Source organism: Streptomyces sp. G5(2025), assembly GCF_049542075.1.
Lineage (GTDB): Bacteria > Actinomycetota > Actinomycetes > Streptomycetales > Streptomycetaceae > Streptomyces.
Window position 1 is genome coordinate 1,899,133 of record NZ_JBMUZT010000002.1, and the last position, 17,585, is coordinate 1,916,717.

13 protein-coding genes and 1 pseudogene are annotated in these 17,585 nt (G+C 70.8%); 4 read left to right on the forward strand and 10 right to left on the reverse strand.

Features of this window, described 5'->3' with window-relative positions:
- Positions 1-41: 41 nt before the first annotated feature.
- The 3 genes and pseudogenes from ACOBQB_RS08570 to ACOBQB_RS08580 all read right to left on the reverse strand — a co-directional run bounded on the left by ACOBQB_RS08570 (position 42) and on the right by ACOBQB_RS08580 (position 4,078).
- Positions 42-2,240: an IucA/IucC family protein gene (locus ACOBQB_RS08570; protein WP_423590075.1), complete on the reverse strand. Its 2,199-nt coding sequence runs from the start codon at positions 2,238-2,240 to the stop codon at positions 42-44.
- 103 nt (positions 2,241-2,343) lie between these two features.
- Positions 2,344-2,553 (reverse strand): annotated as a pseudogene (locus tag ACOBQB_RS08575) (aspartate aminotransferase family protein); the annotation flags it as partial.
- Positions 2,554-2,599: 46 nt separating this feature from the next.
- Positions 2,600-4,078 carry a diaminobutyrate--2-oxoglutarate transaminase family protein gene (locus ACOBQB_RS08580; protein ID WP_423590077.1) on the reverse strand — a complete coding sequence of 493 codons (1,479 nt, stop codon included), beginning with the start codon at positions 4,076-4,078 and terminating at the stop codon, positions 2,600-2,602.
- Positions 4,079-4,800: 722 nt separating this feature from the next.
- Between ACOBQB_RS08580 and ACOBQB_RS08585 the strand changes: the two genes are divergently transcribed.
- Both ACOBQB_RS08585 and ACOBQB_RS08590 read left to right on the forward strand, forming a co-directional pair.
- On the forward strand, positions 4,801-6,045 hold the full coding sequence (locus ACOBQB_RS08585; protein WP_423590079.1) for a trypsin-like serine peptidase: 1,245 nt from the start codon (positions 4,801-4,803) through the stop codon (positions 6,043-6,045).
- Between the two features lie 252 nt (positions 6,046-6,297).
- Positions 6,298-7,518: a trypsin-like serine peptidase gene (locus ACOBQB_RS08590; RefSeq protein ID WP_423590081.1), complete on the forward strand. Its 1,221-nt coding sequence runs from the start codon at positions 6,298-6,300 to the stop codon at positions 7,516-7,518.
- A 159-nt stretch (positions 7,519-7,677) separates the two neighbouring features.
- On the opposite strand, the gene hflX is transcribed toward ACOBQB_RS08590, so the two are convergent.
- From hflX to miaA, 6 genes are all read right to left on the reverse strand, one after another.
- Entirely contained in the window at positions 7,678-9,168 is a 1,491-nt protein-coding gene (gene hflX, locus ACOBQB_RS08595) for a GTPase HflX (RefSeq protein ID WP_423590083.1), read from the reverse strand.
- 273 nt (positions 9,169-9,441) lie between these two features.
- Entirely contained in the window at positions 9,442-10,941 is a 1,500-nt protein-coding gene (locus ACOBQB_RS08600; RefSeq protein ID WP_423590085.1) for a M1 family metallopeptidase, read from the reverse strand.
- A 121-nt stretch (positions 10,942-11,062) separates the two neighbouring features.
- Entirely contained in the window at positions 11,063-13,210 is a 2,148-nt protein-coding gene (locus ACOBQB_RS08605; RefSeq protein ID WP_423590086.1) for a RelA/SpoT family protein, read from the reverse strand.
- A 142-nt stretch (positions 13,211-13,352) separates the two neighbouring features.
- Positions 13,353-14,231 (reverse strand): diaminopimelate epimerase, encoded by an 879-nt coding sequence (gene dapF, locus ACOBQB_RS08610; protein WP_423590088.1) that lies wholly within the window; start codon positions 14,229-14,231, stop codon positions 13,353-13,355.
- A gap of 67 nt (positions 14,232-14,298) precedes the next feature.
- Entirely contained in the window at positions 14,299-14,760 is a 462-nt protein-coding gene (locus ACOBQB_RS08615; protein WP_423590495.1) for a hypothetical protein, read from the reverse strand.
- A gap of 107 nt (positions 14,761-14,867) precedes the next feature.
- Positions 14,868-15,806: a tRNA (adenosine(37)-N6)-dimethylallyltransferase MiaA gene (miaA, locus tag ACOBQB_RS08620; protein ID WP_423590089.1), complete on the reverse strand. Its 939-nt coding sequence runs from the start codon at positions 15,804-15,806 to the stop codon at positions 14,868-14,870.
- A gap of 182 nt (positions 15,807-15,988) precedes the next feature.
- Between miaA and ACOBQB_RS08625 the strand changes: the two genes are divergently transcribed.
- Positions 15,989-16,285 carry a hypothetical protein gene (locus ACOBQB_RS08625; protein WP_423590090.1) on the forward strand — a complete coding sequence of 99 codons (297 nt, stop codon included), beginning with the start codon at positions 15,989-15,991 and terminating at the stop codon, positions 16,283-16,285.
- Between the two features lie 34 nt (positions 16,286-16,319).
- A complete protein-coding gene (locus ACOBQB_RS08630) occupies positions 16,320-16,607 on the forward strand; it encodes an antitoxin (RefSeq protein ID WP_423590092.1) in 288 nt (95 codons plus the stop codon).
- A gap of 176 nt (positions 16,608-16,783) precedes the next feature.
- Here ACOBQB_RS08630 and ACOBQB_RS08635 read toward each other — a convergent pair whose 3' ends face one another.
- A complete protein-coding gene (locus ACOBQB_RS08635) occupies positions 16,784-17,527 on the reverse strand; it encodes a class III extradiol dioxygenase subunit B-like domain-containing protein (RefSeq protein WP_423590094.1) in 744 nt (247 codons plus the stop codon).
- Positions 17,528-17,585 lie beyond the last annotated feature (58 nt).

A 17,585-nucleotide genomic window follows, 5' to 3' on the forward strand; every position in this document is an offset into this window, starting at 1 on the left:
TCAGAAGAGTCAGAAGAGTCTGAAGAGGCGGGGCATGGTCCTCAGGAATGAAGGGGGTTGGCGATGGTGACGTACACGGACTGGGTGTCGACCGGGCCGACGAGCTCATCGAGTCCATGGAGCCTGGTCAGCAGATTGGCCTTGCACCGCAGCACGGGTGAGTCGAGCAGCGTCGCGGGCAGTGAGGTGCGCAGCGGGTCAGGGCCGGATGCGATGTCGCCGAGGAAGCGTCGGAAGGCCGCGAGCAGCAGCCTTTCGTCCGCGAGTCGTTCGGCGCCGAACGCTCCGATCAGACCCAGGACGTTATTGATGCCGAGGTAGTAGGCGAACCGCTCGTCGGTCACCTCGTCCGAGACGAAGGTGTCGCTGTGCCGGCCGATGCCGGGGAGCCGCCGGTCGAGTTCGGCACGCCGGGATTCCCGGAAGTAGTAGCCCTGGTTGTCGCGGTAGCGGCCTCCCACGGGCCATCCCTCGGAATCGAGGAGGAGGATCGTGTTCTGCTGGTGCGCTTCCAGGGCGACGCCTGCCTCGCTGTCCAGCCACAGCACGGGGCGGACGACGGTCTCCAGGTAGCGCAGGAACCACTCGGTGGCGACAGCGCCTCGGGGGCGGCCCGTCCGTCCCGCCAGCCTGGTCACCGTCTCGCCGAGCCGGGAGCGCATGAGGCGGAGGTCCTGGCAGGCGGGCAGGGCCGAAGGCTTGGGCGAAACGAGGCCCGCGACGCAGGTGGCGTCGTCCCCGGGGCTGAAGGGGTTGTGCCGAATCATGACGTCGAGCCCGGTCACGGGCGCGCCGTCACGATCGTTGACGGCAAGCCACGCGGGGTCGCGGACGACGTCGAAGCAGGGGTGGGCCGCCTGCCACTGCTTGGCGAGGCCGCTGCGTAGCAGCCGGTGGACTTCGACGCCGCGACGGAGTTCTTTACGGAGGTTCTCACGACGGGAGTTGGTGATGCGGACGCCGAGCGACAGCTTGAGCATGGCGGCTGCGCCGGAACGGTAGAGGGTGCGTACGGAGGAGGTGGGGTGCCAGGGGGCGCCGTGCGGTCCGAGGTCTTGGAGGAGGCCGGCGTCGAGGAGTTCGGCCGCCGTGGGACGGTGTCGGAGCTCGCGGATCTGCCACGGATGGACGGGCAGCGCGACGCGGCCGTCCGGCAGCGGTAGTTCCGGGCCTGCGAGGCGGGCGGCGAGCTGGTCGGCCGGGAGCGGACGCCCGCGTTCCGTCCAGGCCGAGTCCGCTGCGAGTACGGAGGGATGGACAGCTAGCCAGTGCAGTGCGAAGGCTCCGCGCAACTCCGGTGAGTAGAGCCGTGATTCGCTGTCGGACAGGCCCTCGCGGCTCTTGGGGGTCGGGTGGAAGGGGTGACCGAGGAGCAGCGACTGTTCGGCGGCGAGGAAGAGGTCGGGCTCGTCGGCCCGGCTGGCACGACGGTCGGCGATGAACTGGGCGGTGCGACGGACCGAGTCGGCGACCCGGCCGACCAGGTCGGCGCCGTCGACGGGGCCGGCCGGATGCGCGGCTGCGGCCTGGGGCGCCACTTCCGGGAGGGGCACTGACACCTCGGGGTTCGACTGTCCTGCCCGGTTCGCCGCAGGTGCCGGGGCTCCTGGGTCTGCCGGGGTTGCCGGGTCTGCCATGGTTCCCGTGCCTGAAGGGTTTTCCGGGCCTGGAGGGGTGCCCGTGCCTGCCGGGGTTCCTCTGCCTGAAGGGATTCCCGGGCCTGCCAGGGTCCCCGAGTCTGCCGAGGTTCCCGGCGGGCCTGCCGGGGCATTCGTGGCCGGATCACCCGCCGGCGGCTCCGCGTCGCGGCGTGCCGTCTCGCGGCCGAGGAGGGCAGCGACGGTCACCGCGTCGACGGGAGGGGCGCTGGCCGGGCCGTCCTCCAGGTAAGGCAGGCCGAAGCGGTGCCAGCCGGTGGCCGACCAGTAGTGCACGGGGACGAGCAGAGCCGTGCCGCTGGCGTGGAGAGGGATGCGCAGGGCGCCCTGCTCCGGTGCCGGAAGGTTGTTCTCCCTGACCCAGCAGCGCAGCAGGTTCTCGACGGCGGCCGCCTGGGCGGCGGTGTGCGGATCGGGGTGTTCCAGCAGGTCGGTGGCCCTGCCGTGCAAGTGCTCGGCCTCTCGGCCGCCGCACTTCTGCCGGGGGACCGTACCGGCCTCGGCCGCCAAGAGTGGTTGTGTGACGCACGTGCCTGGGGCGTCGAGGTGGGGGCGGCCTTCGGACGGGGGGGTGGCGTTCAAGAGGGGTTCCTTGTGGGGTTGTTCGGGCTCCGTGTGGCGACGGGTCCGGGACATACCCGGCATCTCATGGCCGCCGCCGCGGGGCGGCCCGGGTCCGTCTTGGCTATCCGTGGTGGGCACGCGCTGCGGTGGTCAGCGCGTCGGCGAGACGGTCGAGGACCGCAACCGCCTGTTCGTCGGTGATGGTCAGAGGGGGAAGGAGTCGTACGACGCTGGAGTGGCGCCCGCCGAGTTCCACGATGAGGCCGCGCCGCAGGCACTCGCGCTGCACAGCGGCGGCCAGTTGGGGGGCTGGTGGGCGAGGGCGAGTGGCGGTCGGCAGGTGGCCGGCGGCCCCGGTGAGCGGCTCGTATGCGGTATCAGGCCGGCTGAAGCGCCCCCAAGTTTTCGATGCCCTGGTCGGCGGTAGCGTCACTACCGGCGGCCGGCCTCGCCCGGGATTCTTCCGGCCCGGGCCCAGGAGCGCCCTGACCCGGCCGAGGGTGGACGATCCCCGCTCCGAAGCTGCCCGGGTTCCCACCACCCCGCGCCCCCGACCCCGCTCCCGCTCCCGCTCCCGCCCCAGGGGTAGAGCCCGGCATCCTCGCCCCGACCGCCCCACCAGACCTGGCCGACCCGACAGACTCCACCGCCCCCACCATCCCCACCGGCTTAACGGGCTCCCCAGGCTGCCCAGAAGCACCTGACTCGCCCCGCCCACCTGGCTCACCCCGCCCACCTGGTGCACCCCGCCCATCTGGCTCGACGAGTTCGACTCCGATCATCAGGCCCCGGCCACGAACCTCACCGATACAGGGGTGGGCTGCCGCCAGGGAACGGAGTTGAGTGATCATGCGGGCACCCAATGTGGCGGCGCGTTCGGCGAGGCCGTTCTCGCGGACGTAGGCGAGGGTCGCCGCGCCCGCTGCCATGGCGAGTTGGTTGCCTCGGAAGGTGCCCGCGTGGGCGCCGGGGGGCCAGACGTCGAGGTCGTCCCGGTAGATCACCACCGCGAGGGGCAGGCTGCCACCGATCGCTTTGGAGAGCACCATCACATCGGGTACGACGCCGCTGTGCTCGACGGCCCAGAACGCTCCGGTGCGCCCGACACCCGTCTGGACCTCGTCGGCGATGAGCGGGATGCCGCGCACCGCGGTGATCTCACGCATTCGGCGCAGCCAGGCGTCGGGCGCCGGAAGGACCCCGCCCTCGCCCTGGACAGGTTCGACGATCATGCCTGCTGGGGCTGGAACGCCCGACTTCGTGTCGTCGAGGAGACTCTCCGTCCAGCGGGCGGAGAGTTCGGCGCCGCGTGGGCCGCCGAGACCGAACGGGCAGCGGTAGTCCTGGGGGTAAGGGAGGCGCGCGACCCGTACGCCCCGCGCGCCGCCGGACACTTCGAGCGCCCCGGCCGTCATGCCGTGGTAAGCGCCGGTGAAGGCCAGCATGCCGTCGCGTCCGGTGGCCGCGCGGACCAGTTTCAACGCGGCCTCCACGGCGTCCGTCCCGGCGGGGCCGCAGAACTGGATGCGCGCACGCTCGGCGAGGCCGCGCGGCAACGTGCTGAACAGCTCGGTGGTGAAGGCGTCCTTGACCGGTGTGGCGAGGTCGAGGACGTGCAGCGGCGCCCCCGAGTCGAGCACCTTCCTGATGGCTTCGAGCACCACGGGGTGGTTGTGGCCGAGGGCCAGCGTCCCTGCGCCCGAGAGGCAGTCGAGGTAGCGGCGCCCGTCCGCACCTTCGATGGTCATGCCGCGCGCCCGCACCGGCACGATCGGCAGGGCTCTGGCGTAGGTACGTGCAGCTGATTCGCGCGCCGACTGCCGCCGCAGGATGCCCTCTTGCGTGGCGGAAGGCATGACGGTAGGCCCGGCACTCATTTCCCCGCCCCCCATTACCGCCCCCTCGGTCTCTCCAACCCCCGCAGGCCCCTCAACCTCCGAAGTGCCCTCGCCCCCCGTCGGCCCCTCAACCTCCGAAGTACCCTCAACCCCCGCAGGCCCCGCAACTCCCGCAAGATCATCAGGCCCCGCAGGCTCTACAGACCCCGGGGCCTCCGCCGGCTGCAACGACTGTGTTACGGAACGTGCTGCGGACACCGCCGCGGGCGCAGGCTCGGTCACGGCCACGACTGTTGGTCCTCCCGCTGTGGACGAGCGCGTCCGGCCGTGTGGCTCGGGTGCACCCGTATGTCGGGTGGACCCCATATGACCGAACGCGCAGGCGAGTTGGCAGGGGAGATCGGCGCAGGCCGCGACTCCCCCCGTACGTACCAACGACGGTGAACCCGGAGGATCACGGGTCATTGGAAGATCCTTGCCGTGACGGAACCGTTGCCCTTCCGTCGGCCGTCCCCAACGGCATCGGCATAGTGTGGGGGGCCGTTCGCCAGCGACAGGTGCGCCGCCCCCTGGTCACAGGGGGCCCGCGCCGGTGTGCGGCGGGTGCTTGGCACCCGAGTGTCCAGCACTTCGAACCATTGCACTCTGCACCAGTGAGGCGCTTGCCCCACAGGCGCTCAGAACCATGCTCAGAACCATTGCACTATGAACGATCTTCGAGGCCCAGGGGGAATCTCACGATGCGACCCATACGTCCGCTCTTCACCGCCCGCAGTGGGAGGAGCGCGCGCACCAGAACCTCCCCCGTGGCGGCCGCGGTGGCGCTCGGCGCGGCGCTCGTACTGACCGCCACGGCCTGCGGCCCCACCGAGGACAACGCCGGCGGTGACTCGTCCTCGGCACAGCCCGGTGACAGCGAGGGCGGCGGCAGCAGCGATGACAAGATCAAGATTCCGGCGGACCTCCAGGACCGGCTCAAGGAGCACGGGATCGACCTGGACAAGTGGAAGAACGGCGCCTGGAAGAACTGGGACAAGGACGACTGGCTGCGCGAGGCCGGCGACTTCGTCAACCCGATCATCGAGGACCTGTGGGACCCCGAGCGGATGCGGGACGCCGACAAGAACCCGGACCGCAGCGTCGACGACAGCGACATCTCCGGCGACCAAGGCGTCACCGATCCGACGCCCGAGCCCGTCGAGGCCGCCGCCGTGAAGGCGCCGTACCACGACCAGGCAGCCGAGTCCGGCAAGCTCTTCTTCGACGGTCCCGAGGGTTCGATGGTCTGCTCCGCGACCGTCATCAAGGACCCGGCCCACCCGGGCAAGTCCAACATGGTGTGGACCGCCGGTCACTGCGTGCACGCCGGCGCCGAGGGCGGCTGGTATCGCAACATGGTCTTCGTCCCCTCGTACAACGACAGCGGCAAGTCGGCCGAGGAACTGCAGAACGCCCCCAAGGAAGAGGTCGCCCCGTACGGCGTCTGGTGGGGCGACTGGGCGCAGACCTCCGACCAGTGGATTGAGCAGGGCGGCCCGACGGGCGGCAAGGGTGCGCCGTACGACTTCGCGGTGATTCACGTGGCGCCCGAGAAGGGCAGCGAGGGCAAGTCGCTGGAGGAGACCGTCGGTTCGGCGCTTCCGGTGGACTTCAACGCCCCCTCGGTTCCGCAGATCAAGACCATGACGGCCACCGGTTACCCGGCGGCGCCGCCCTTCGACGGCCAGAAGCTGTTCCAGTGTGCCGACAAGCCGGGCCGGCTCTCGCTCACGAAGCCCGACCCGACGATGTACCGCGTCGGCTGCACCATGACCGGTGGTTCATCCGGCGGCGGCTGGGTGGCGCAGGGCCAGGACGGCAAGCCCGCCCTGGTCTCGAACACCTCCATCGGCCCGGTGACGGCGGGCTGGCTGGCCGGTCCGCGCCTGGGCAAGGAGGCCAAGGGCATCTACACCGCGGTCAGCAAGAAGTTCGCCGGGCAGTAGGCCGGACCCCCGGCATGTGAGGCCTTCGGGCAAGCCGGACCTCTCGTACCGCATACCGTACGGCGGCGGGGTCGTCGTAAACCTTCACGACCCCGCCGCTGTTCATCCCCAATCTCACAGGCATAGTGGGGTGTTGTGTCAACGCGGGTCTCCCGGACTTCTCCCGGGACGCGCATGACACGTACATGGCAATTCTCTGCCTCTATCCATGGCAATCACGCAATTCACGTTCTATTCGGGGGTAACAGCACCATGCGTTCCACTCGTGCGCTCTTCGCGCGCAGTCGTGGACGGCGCGCCGCACTCGCCGCCACCGGACTCGCAGCGGTCCTGGCGCTCACCGCCACGGCCTGCGGTCCGAGCGAGGACAAGGCGAGCGACGCGCCGGACACCGCCGCCTCCCAGGGATCCGACGGCTCCGACGCCGGTGCCGGGAGTGCCGACTCCAAGCTGCCCGGCGAACTCGCCGACAAGCTCAAGAAGCACGGCATCGACCCGGACAAGTGGAAGAACGGCGCCTGGAAGAACTGGGACAAGGACGACTGGCTGCGCGAGTCCAAGGACTTCGTCAATCCGGTCATCGCCGGGCTCTGGAAGCCCGAGCGGATGCAGAAGGCGAAGGACCCGAACAAGACGATCGCCGCGAAGGACGCGAGTGCCGACCAGGGCGCGACCGACCCCGCCCCGACGCCGGTCCGGGCCAAGCCCGAGAAGACGCCGTACCACGAGAACGCCGCCCCCGTCGGCAAGATCTTCTTCGACTCCCCCGAGGGTTCGATGGTCTGCTCCGGAACCGTCGTGAAGGACCCGCGCAACCCCGGCAAGTCCAACCTCGTGTGGACCGCGGGTCACTGCGTGCATGCCGGCGCCGAGGGCGGCTGGTACCGCAACATCGCGTTCGTGCCCTCCTACAACGACCTCGGCAAGTCCGAGGCCGAGCTGGGCAACGCGGCTCCGCAGGAGATCGCCCCCTACGGGCAGTACTGGGCGGACTGGGTCTCGACCTCGAACGAGTGGATCAATGAGGGCGGTCCGACGGGCGGCGCGGGTGCGACGTACGACTACGCCGTGATGCACGTGAAGCCGGAGCGGGGCGGCAAGTCCCTTGAGGAGACCGTGGGCAACGCGCTCGATGTCGACTTCTCGACTCCGGCCGCGCAGACCGTGAGCTCTATGGGTGCCTGGGGCTACCCGGCCGCCCCTCCGTACAACGGCCTGATCATGCACAAGTGCGTGGACAAGCCGGGCCGTCTGTCGCTGTCACCGAGCCAGCCGACGATGTACCGCATCGGCTGCACCATGACCGGCGGCTCGTCCGGCGGCGGCTGGTTCCGGATGGTGGGCGACAAGACCGAGCTCGTGTCGAACACCTCCATCGGCCCGGCCGAGAACACCTGGCTAGCGGGACCGCAGCTGGGCAAGGGCGCCGAGCAGGTCTACGACATGATGAGCAAGAAGTACGGCTCGCAGTAGCCCCACTGGTCACCAACTGGTTACCGAACCGGTCACCCACCGGTCGCCGAAGAGTCATCCACCGGTCGCCTGACACAGCTGAAGGCCCGCCCCCTGCGAGAGGGGACGGGCCTTCGGCCGTGCGATGGGCGGGCCGGATTGTGCTCGGTCCGGCTGCCGTCAGCGGGTGGCCGGTACGTACGGCCCGAGCTCAGCGGCGAGTTCCTCGTGCACCCGCGCCTTGAGCAGGGTGCCCTCCGCGGTGTGCTCCTCGGAGAGCACCTCGCCCTCGGCATGCGCACGCGAGATGAGCTGGCCGTGGGTGTACGGGACGAGGGCCTCGATCTCGACCTCGGGCCGCGGCAGTTCGGCGTCGATCAGCGCGAGGAGCTCCGCGATACCGGCGCCGGTGCGCGCCGAGACCGCGATCGCGTGCTTCTCGTTCCGCATCAGGCGCTGGAGGACCAGCGGGTCCGCCGCGTCCGCCTTGTTGATCACTACGACCTCGGGCACATCGGTGGCGCCCACATCGCGGATCACCTCGCGCACGGCGGCCAGCTGCTCCTCCGGCACCGGGTGCGAACCGTCCACCACGTGCAGGATGAGGTCGGAGTCGGCGACCTCCTCCATCGTGGAGCGGAACGCCTCGACGAGGTGGTGCGGCAGATGCCGTACGAATCCGACGGTGTCGGCCAAGGTGTAGAGCCGGCCGGTCGGTGTCTCGGCCCGGCGCACGGTCGGGTCGAGGGTGGCGAACAGCGCGTTCTCCACCAGCACGCCCGCGCCCGTGAGGCGATTGAGGAGCGAGGACTTGCCCGCGTTCGTATAGCCGGCGATCGCGACCGAAGGCACCTTGTTGCGTCGGCGCTCCTGTCGCTTGAGGTCGCGGCCCGTCTTCATCTCCGCGATCTCACGGCGCATCTTCGCCATCTTCTCGCGGATCCGTCGCCGGTCCGTCTCGATCTTGGTCTCACCGGGGCCACGGGTGGCCATGCCGCCACCGCCGCCGCCACCCATCTGACGGGAGAGCGACTGACCCCAGCCGCGCAGTCTCGGCAGCATGTACTGCATCTGCGCCAGGGCGACCTGCGCCTTGCCCTCTCGGGACTTGGCGTGCTGGGCGAAGATGTCGAGGATCAGGGCGGTCCTGTCGACCACCTTGACCTTCACCACGTCTTCGAGGTGGATCAGCTGGCCGGGGCTCAGCTCACCGTCGCAGACGACGGTGTCGGCACCGGTCTCAAGCACGATGTCGCGCAGCTCAAGGGCCTTGCCGGAGCCGATGTACGTCGCCGGGTCCGGCTTGTCGCGGCGCTGGATGACACCGTCGAGCACGAGCGCGCCCGCGGTCTCCGCGAGGGCGGCCAGCTCCGCGAGGGAGTTCTCCGCATCGTCCACGGTCCCGGAGGTCCACACGCCGACGAGGACCACGCGCTCCAGGCGGAGCTGGCGGTACTCGACTTCGGTGACGTCCTCGAGTTCGGTGGAGAGTCCGGCGACGCGGCGCAGAGCCGCGCGCTCGGAGCGCTCAAGCTGGTCGCCGTCCCGCTCTCCGTCGATCTCGTGGCTCCAGGCGACGTCCTCTTCCATCAGGGCATCGGCCCGAAGACCTTCGGGGTAGTTCTGCGCGAAGCTCTGTGCGTCCTGGGAAGGGGAAGAAGAGGAGGTCATTGGGTCCTTACGTCGATACGTCGATGGAATACGAACGGATCCCTGATCCGTCGCCGACGAGTGCGTCACCCGTCACAGTCGACAACGCCCGAGCCGGCCCGGAGATTCCCGGACCCGGCCTCGGCCGACCCTGAGATATCCCCGAGGGGAAGCCCCGAAGTCCGGACCGGCCGTGCCGGCCGTGCCGGCCGTGCCGTCGACCTGATGATGGTTGCACGGCACGGGCCGTCTCGTCATCCGTGTTTTTCCCGGCCGGAAATCGTCACCGGGTAGTTACTTCCCTTCCGGCGCTCCCGTACGCCAGTCCGGGTGCCCCGGCATGGGCGGCGTCTTCTGCCCGTACAGCCAGGCGTCGAAGAATCCGGTGAGGTCACGGCCCGCCGTCTCGGAGGCGAGCCGCACGAAGTCGGCGGTCGTGGCGTTGCCGTCGCGGTGGATGTGCACCCACTGCCGCTCAAGGTGTTCGAAGGCCCGGTGCCCGAGCTCCTGGCGCAGCGCGTAGAGGACCAGGGCGCTGCCGTCGTAGACGACGGGTCGGAAGAGGCTGATCTTCTCCCCGGGAGCGGGTGCCTTGGGCTTGGCGGGCGGGCCGCCGGCCGCGCGCCAGCCGTCCGACCGGCGGTAGGCCACCTTCATCCGGTCCTCCAGGGGCCGCTTCGACTTCTCCTCGGCGTAGAGGGCCTCGTACCAGGTGGCGTGGGCTTCGTTGAGCCAGACGTCCGACCAGGCCCGCGGGGTGACGCTGTCGCCGAACCACTGGTGTGCCAGTTCGTGCACCATGATCGCGTCGACGTACCACTCGGGGTATTCGGTGCGGGTGAAGATCTCTCTCTCGAAGAGAGAGAGCGTCTGTGTCTCCAGTTCGAAGCCGGTGCGCGCGTCGGCGACCAGGACGCCGTAGGTCTCGAAGGGGTAGCGCCCGACCTTCTTCTCCATCCAGTCGATCTGGCCGGGCGTCTTCTTCAGCCAGCGCTCCAGGAGCTTGCGGTCCTTGGTGGGCACCACATCGCGTACGGGAAGGCCGTGCGGGCCCTGGCGGTGGACCACGGTGGACCGCCCGATCGACACCTGCGCCAGTTCGGTCGCCATGGGGTGGTGGGTACGGTATGCCCAGGTGGTGGTCCCGTCGGCGCGCCGGGCCTTGGCGGTCGGCAGGCCGTTCGCGACGACGGTGAGTCCCTTGGGGGCCGTCACACGGAACGTGAACGCCGCCTTGTCCGCCGGATGGTCGTTGCACGGGAAGACCAGGTGGGCGGCGTCCGCCTGGTTGGCCATGGCGAGCCCGTCCGCCGTGCGCACCCAGCCGCTCTGGGCTTCCTTGGCGGAGATCGGGTCACTGGTGTGCCGGACGGTGATCCGCAGCCGCTCGCCGGGCGTGACCGGTGCGGACGGCGTGAGCACCAGGTCCTCGCCGGAGCTGTCGAAACGGGCGGTTTCGCCGTTGACCTCGACGGAACGGACCTTGCTGTGCGTGAAGTCGAGGTTCACGCGCTCCAGGGGCGCCGTGACCCGGGCGTCGATCTTGGTGATGGCGTCCAGCGGCTTGCGGTTGTCGCCGCGATAGGTGAAGGCGATGTCGTACGAGTCCACGTCGTACCCGGGGTTGCCCAGGTGCGGGAAGAGCGGGTCGCCGATGCCGAGCGGGGCGGCCGGGGACGGCACGCTCGCCGCGACGAGGGCGGCGGACGCGGTCGCCGCGATCAGTGCCGCGGCGATGCGGGGGGTGCGGAGGGCCTTCGGCCGCGGGGCCGTGGTCCGAGGGGTGAGCAGCATGGCTTACGGCTATCAGCGCGGCACCGTCACGGTGTGACGACGCGCGTTCCGACCACTCGAACGGGGCGCCGTGCCCTCGGGCGATGAGCCGAGTCGACGGTCCCAGGGTGGCCGTGGCGTGTCAGTGGGCGGCGGCGGCCGGGTGCTGGGCGCGGCTCACGTCGTACACGCCCGGCACGGCGCGCATCGCCCGCATCAGCGCCGGAAGGTGCGCGGCGTCGGGCAGTTGCAGCGTGTATGTGTGGCGGACGCGCTGCTGGGTGGGCGGTTCCACGGTCGCGGAGACGATGGCGACGCCCTCCAGAGCGATCGCTTCGGTGAGGTCGGCGAGCAGGTGGGCACGGCCGAACGATTCGGCGGTCAGGGTCACCCGGAACTCCGCGCTGTCCCCCCAGCGGACGCCGACCTCCGCGCGCCCCACGTCCTTCATGCGCTCCACCGCGGGGCAGCCGACACGGTGGACGGTCACGACGCCTCCGCGCACGGCGAACGCGGTGATGGCGTCGGGCGGCACCGGCGTACAACACCCCGCGAGGCGTACCGTCGCGCCCTCGCGGTCCACCACGGCGCTCGCGGCGGCCGAGCGTGGGGCGTCGGAGGCGTCCGGGCGGGGCGTGCTCACCGGCGTCTGCTGGGCAGGCCGCCGACCGGACGGCGTCGGGGCGGGAGCCGCGGGCACCGGGTGCGTGGTGAGCCAGCGCCGGATCGCGATTCTGGCGGCGGGCGTACGGGCGTGGTCGAGCCACTCGCTCGACGGCCCGGAGGTGGCGTCCTGCCCCATGAGCAACTGCACGGTGTCGCCGTCGCGCAGGACGGTGCTGAGGGTCGCCAGGCGGCCGTTGACGCGGGCGCCGATGCAGGCGTGCGCGTCCTCGCCGTACTGGGCGTAGGCGGCGTCCACGCAGCTGGCGCCGGCGGGCAGACCGAGCGTGCCGCCGTCGGGGCGGAAGACGGCGATCTCGCGGTCCTGGGCGAGGTCCTCGCGCAGCGTCGACCAGAACGTGTCCGGGTCGGGTGCGGCCTCCTGCCAGTCGAGGAGCCGGGAGAGCCAGCCGGGCCTGGTCGGGTCGACGCGCTCGTCGTCGGCCCGGTCGGACAGCTCCTCCGAAGGAGGAGCGTAGGGATGGCGCAGGGCGACGACGCCCGCCTCGGCCACCTGGTGCATCTGGTGCGTACGGATGAGGACCTCGGCGACCTGGCCGTCGGGACGGGCCACCGCGGTGTGCAGCGATTGGTAGAGGTTGAACTTCGGTACGGCGATGAAGTCCTTGAACTCCGAGACGACCGGCGTGAAACAGGTGTGCAGTTCGCCGAGGGCTCCGTAGCAGTCCGCGTCTTCGTTGACGAGCACGAGGAGGCGGCCGTAGTCCGAGGCACGTAGCTCACCGCGTTTGCGGTGCACCCGGTGGACAGAGAGGAAGTGCCGCGGCCTGATGAGCACTTCGGCGGCGATGCCCGCGTCCCGGAGCACGCCGCGCACCTCGCCCGCGATGTCTCCGAGCGGGTCCCCGTGGCTTGCGGCGTTGGCGTCGATGAGGGTCTTGACCTCGGCGTACTCCTCCGGGTGGAGGATCGCGAAGACCAGATCCTCCAGCTCGGTCTTGAGCGCCTGTACGCCAAGGCGCTCGGCGAGCGGAATGAGGACGTCCCGGGTCACCTTGGCGATGCGGGCCTGTTTCTCGGGGCGCATGACGCCGAGGGTGCGCATGTTGTGCAGCCGGTCGGCGAGCTTGATCGACATGACGCGAACGTCGTTGCCGGTGGCGACGAGCATCTTGCGGAACGTCTCCGGCTCGGCCGCCGCGCCGTAGTCGACCTTTTCGAGCTTGGTGACGCCGTCGACGAGATAGCAGACGTCGTCGCCGAACTCGGCCCGTACCTGGTCGAGGGTCACGTCCGTGTCCTCGACCGTGTCGTGGAGCAGGGACGCGGTCAGGGTGGTGATCTCGGCGCCGAGCTGGGCGAGGATCAGGGTCACGGCGAGGGGGTGCGTGATGTACGGTTCGCCGCTCTTGCGCATTTGGCCCCGGTGCGAGGACTCCGCGAGGACGTAGGCACGGCGCAGCGGCTCCAGGTCGGCGTCCGGATAGTGGGCCCGGTGCGCCTCCGCCACGTGGCCGATCGCGTCGGGGAGGCGGTCGCGGGCGGCGGGCCCCAGCAGGGCGGCCCTGCCAAGCCTGCGCAGGTCAAGACGGGCGCGGCCGCGCCTGCGCTGGGCCCCGGACGTCACGGGGCCGGGCATGGCAGGGTTCGTTGCCTCCGCACTCATGGGCACCTCCGGCTGCTTCGACCGGCGGTGGACGGACGGTGGCGTACTCCGTCCGGGCCGGTGCTTGATGCTACCGAGCCCATCACGTGGCACTGACCGCCTCTCGCCGAGCGTGAAACGGATCACCCATTCGAGCGACAGTTCATGCGCTCGCCGTTTCGAGCCATTCGGACGTGAACTCGCCTTCGGCGACGATGACGGCGGGACCGGTCATCTCGATCTCGCCGTCGGGCCGCTCAGTGATCACCAGGCGCCCGCCGAGCACGTCGACGGTGTACGTGACCGGGGCGCCGGTGGCGGCCGGGTCCACGCCGTCCCTGCGGGCGGCGGCCACGGCCACGGCGCACGTGCCGGTGCCGCATGAGCGGGTCTCCCCCGCGCCGCGCTCGTGCACGCGCATGGCGACGTGCCGCGGGCCGCGGTCGACGACGAATTCGACGTTCACCCCGTCCGGGTAGGCACCAGCGGGGCTGTAGAGCGGCGGGGCGTAGAGATGGCCGGCTTCGGAGAGGTCGTCCACGAAGGCGACCGCGTGGGGGTTGCCCATGTTCACATTGAGCGCGGGCCACTTGTGGTCGTCGACCGAGACCGTGACGTCGTCTCCGGAGAGGCGCGCCTTGCCCATTCCCACGGTGATCTCGCCGCCGGATTCCGCCTTGGCGATGTGCACGGTCTTCACGCCGCCCCGGGTGGCCACCACCAGGTCGCCCGCGTCGATGTGTCCCGCGTGCTGGAGGTACCGGGCGAAGACGCGCACTCCGTTGCCGCACATCTCGGCGATCGATCCGTCGCCATTGCGGTAGTCCATGAACCACTCGGCCTGATCCGCGAGGTGGCGGGCCTCGGGGTGGGCGGCGGAGCGCACGACGTGCAGGAGGCCGTCGCCACCGATGCCCGCCCGGCGGTCGCACAGGGCGGCGACGGCGGCCGGGGGCAGCTCGATGGCGTTGCCGGGGTCCGGGATGATCACGAAGTCGTTCTCGGTCCCGTGCCCCTTGAGGAAGGCGATCCGCGTGCTCATTCCTCGATCGTACGGTGTGGGTACGACACTCGGTCGGCGCGGTGCCCGCAAGCTGCCGGCGGCGGCCTCAGCGCAGCCGGGCCACCCGCCACACCGCGAGGACGGCGGCGCCGAGGAACAGCAGGGCGTACGCGGAGACGACCCGCCAGTCCGGGCGGCGTCCGGAGCCGCGCTCCGGTAGCCCCGGCCAGGTGTGCCCCACCCGGCGGGCAGCCATCATTCCCCAGCCGGCCGCACAGCAGCTGATCAGCAGTCCCAGCATGGCGACCACCGCGCCGCCGTCACCGAACTCGAAGGCGAGCGGGAAGGCGAACATCAGGGAGCCGACCGCGGCGAGGATCACGATGGGCGCGAGCTGCCAGATGCGCAGGCGACGCTGCGGGCGCAGCTCGACCTCGACCTCGGCCTCCGCGGCCATCTCGTCCGGGCCGGGACCGTCGTCCGTGACGCCTCCCGGCGCCTCGTCGGGACCGTCGGGACTCAGCTGCTCTCCGCCGTCATGCGCGGTGTCTCGAGGGCCGGCCTCCATCGCCACGCGCCCTCCCACTTCGGACTTCACTGGTCGATCGATGGTCGATGATGGCACGGCGTCAGGTGCCCGGATGACCGCCGGAGCGTCCCGATGCCATCACGTGATCAGGCTGTGACCGGTCGTTCGACCAACGCCAGTGCGAGTGCCGGGAGTTCCGCACGATCGGCCACGGCCCCGCTGAGCCAGTTCACCCGCGGGTCGCGCCGGAACCACGAGTCCTGACGGCGCGCGAAACGTTTGGTGGCGCGCACTGTCTCGGCGCGCGCCTCCTCCTCGGTGCACTCTCCCGCGAGCGCGGCGAGCACCTGCTGGTAGCCGAGCGCGCGCGACGCCGTGAGTCCCTCGCGCAGCCCTCGTGCCTCCAGCGCGCGTACCTCGTCGACCAGGCCCGCGTCCCACATGCGGTCCACGCGCGTGGCGATGCGCTCGTCGAGTTCGGGGCGGGCGACGTCGACGCCGATCTGGACCGTGTCGTACACGGACTCGTGCCTCGGGAGGTTGGCGGTGAAGGGCTTGCCGGTGATCTCGATGACCTCCAGGGCGCGGACGATCCTGCGGCCGTTGCTCGGCAGGATCGCCTGGGCGGCACCCGGGTCGGCGGCGGCGAGCCGGGCGTGCAGCGCTCCGGGGCCACGCAGGGCCAGCTCCTCCTCCAGGCGGGCCCGTACGGCGGGGTCGGTGCCGGGGAACTCCAGGTGGTCGACGGCACCCCTGACGTACAGCCCTGAGCCGCCGACGAGGATCGGCCAGCGCCCTTCGGCGAGGAGGCGGTCGATGTGCGCGCGGGCCAGCTTCTGGTATTCAGCGACGCTGGCCGCCTCCGTGATGTCCCAGATGTCCAAAAGGTGGTGGGGAACTCCGTCACGCTCTTCGGGCGTCAGCTTGGCGGTGCCGATATCCATCCCTCGGTAGAGCTGCATGGAGTCGGCGTTGACGACTTCGCCGCCGAGACGCTGGGCGAGGAAAACGCCCAGATCGGACTTTCCGGCCGCAGTGGGACCGACAACGGCGATGACCCGCGGGGCGGGAGCTGCACTACTCACCGCCCCAGTCTCGCAAACCTCGCACGCACTTCCCGAACGAGCTACGTGACGGCACGGCTTCCAGGTCGTTGCCTGTTGCGAGGTTCCGGCCGCCGGTTTTGAGGACCGACGACCCGGGCGACGCAATGTGCCGCACCGGGCGGCGCGGGATTTCGCCCACACGAGTAACGTATGGAGTAGATATGGGCGTTTTTGCAAGGTTCCGCCGGAAGGCCAAGGACGACGAAACGAAGACGTCCGAGGCGGCAGCCGCCACAGTGACGGCTGAGCCGGAGAAGACCGAGGCGACCGCCGAGGCCTCCCCCGCCACGACCGATCCGAAGCCCGTTGCCGAGGCCGACACGGACGCGAAGAGCGCCGCCGAGGACAAGCCCGCAGAGGCCCCCGAGGCGGCCGCGGCAGAGGCCGTGGACATCCCCAAGCAGCAGTCCGCCGAGAAGGCGGCCGACACCGAGGCCGGTGAGGGCGCCCGAAAGTAGCTCCCCACAGCTCCCAGCGAGGGAAGGTGAACCCATGGGCTTCCTGGACCGCATGAAAACCAAGCTCGCCCCTGCCAAGGACAAGGTCTCGAACCTCGCGCAGCAGCACGGGGACAAGATCGACCATGGTCTGGAGAAGGCCGCGAAGGTGGTCGACGAGAAGACCAAGGGCAAGTACAGCGACAAGATCCAGGCGGGCACGGGCAAGGCCAAGCACGCCGTCGACCGCTTGGCCGCGCAGGACCAGGGCAAGGACAAGGACGACGGCGGCAGCACCACTCCGCCGCCGTCGACGCCTCCGACGCCCCCTCCGGCTCCCTGACCCGCATCGCAACGGCGGACGGCCGTGAAGCAGCCCGCTTCACGGCCGTCGCCGTGTCACAGGGACCGATCCACGGCCGGCCGCCCGGGGGCCACCGGGGGGCCGCTGAGGTCCTGGGCGCGGGCCGACAGAGCCCGCTGGTCGCTGGGGCCCGCCGGTAGCCAGGCTGCCGGTCGCTAGGACCAGGCGGCCACCAGATAACCGACGCCGTACGGCGCGTCCTCATAGAGCAGCTCGCCGCTCAGCGCCGCTCCGTCGGCCGCCCCGGCGAGCACCTGCCACGGGGCGCGGCCCGCCGCCTTCAGTTCGTGCGCGAGCTCGGCGTCCAGCGCCTTCAGTGCCGCCACGTCGGCCGCGCCGAGGGCCCGCCCGACCTCCGCGTCAAAGCCGGCCGCCCGCTCGTCGAGGTAGCCCGGCGCCTTCAGCGTGCGGCACGCGCTGGCGTCGCCCATCACCAGCAGTGCCACGCGGTCCGCCCGCGCCGCGATCTCCCCTCCGACTTCAATACACCGCTCGGCGGCAAGTGGTTCCCCCACGCCCAAGCCTTCCAGGGGAGCAGTCGACCAGCGGATACGCGTGAGTAGCCAGGCGGCCACCGCGAGCGACGGCGGAAGCACACATTCCGCCGCCTCGGCATCGGCACGGCTGTTGGCGTCGGCCTCGCCCTGGGCCGAACCGAGCCGGACGTCGAGATCGACTCCGAAGCCCCGGAAGGACCCGCGCGCTCCCTGCGGATGCGGCCCGCGCGCACTGGGGCCCGCGGGGCCCACCACCACGAGCCGGTCGGGTCTGGCGGCCGCGAGGACCCCGATGGCGTCCGTGCACGCCGCGCGCGCGGCGTCCAACTCGGGAGCGGCGCCTGCGGCGACGTCGGGGACGAGCAGAGGCGGACAAGGGCACACGGCAGCGGCGACAAGCATGATCCGCAGCGTAACGCGCCTGCTGGGAGACCGGTCCCGAGTCACCGCCCCCGTCCCG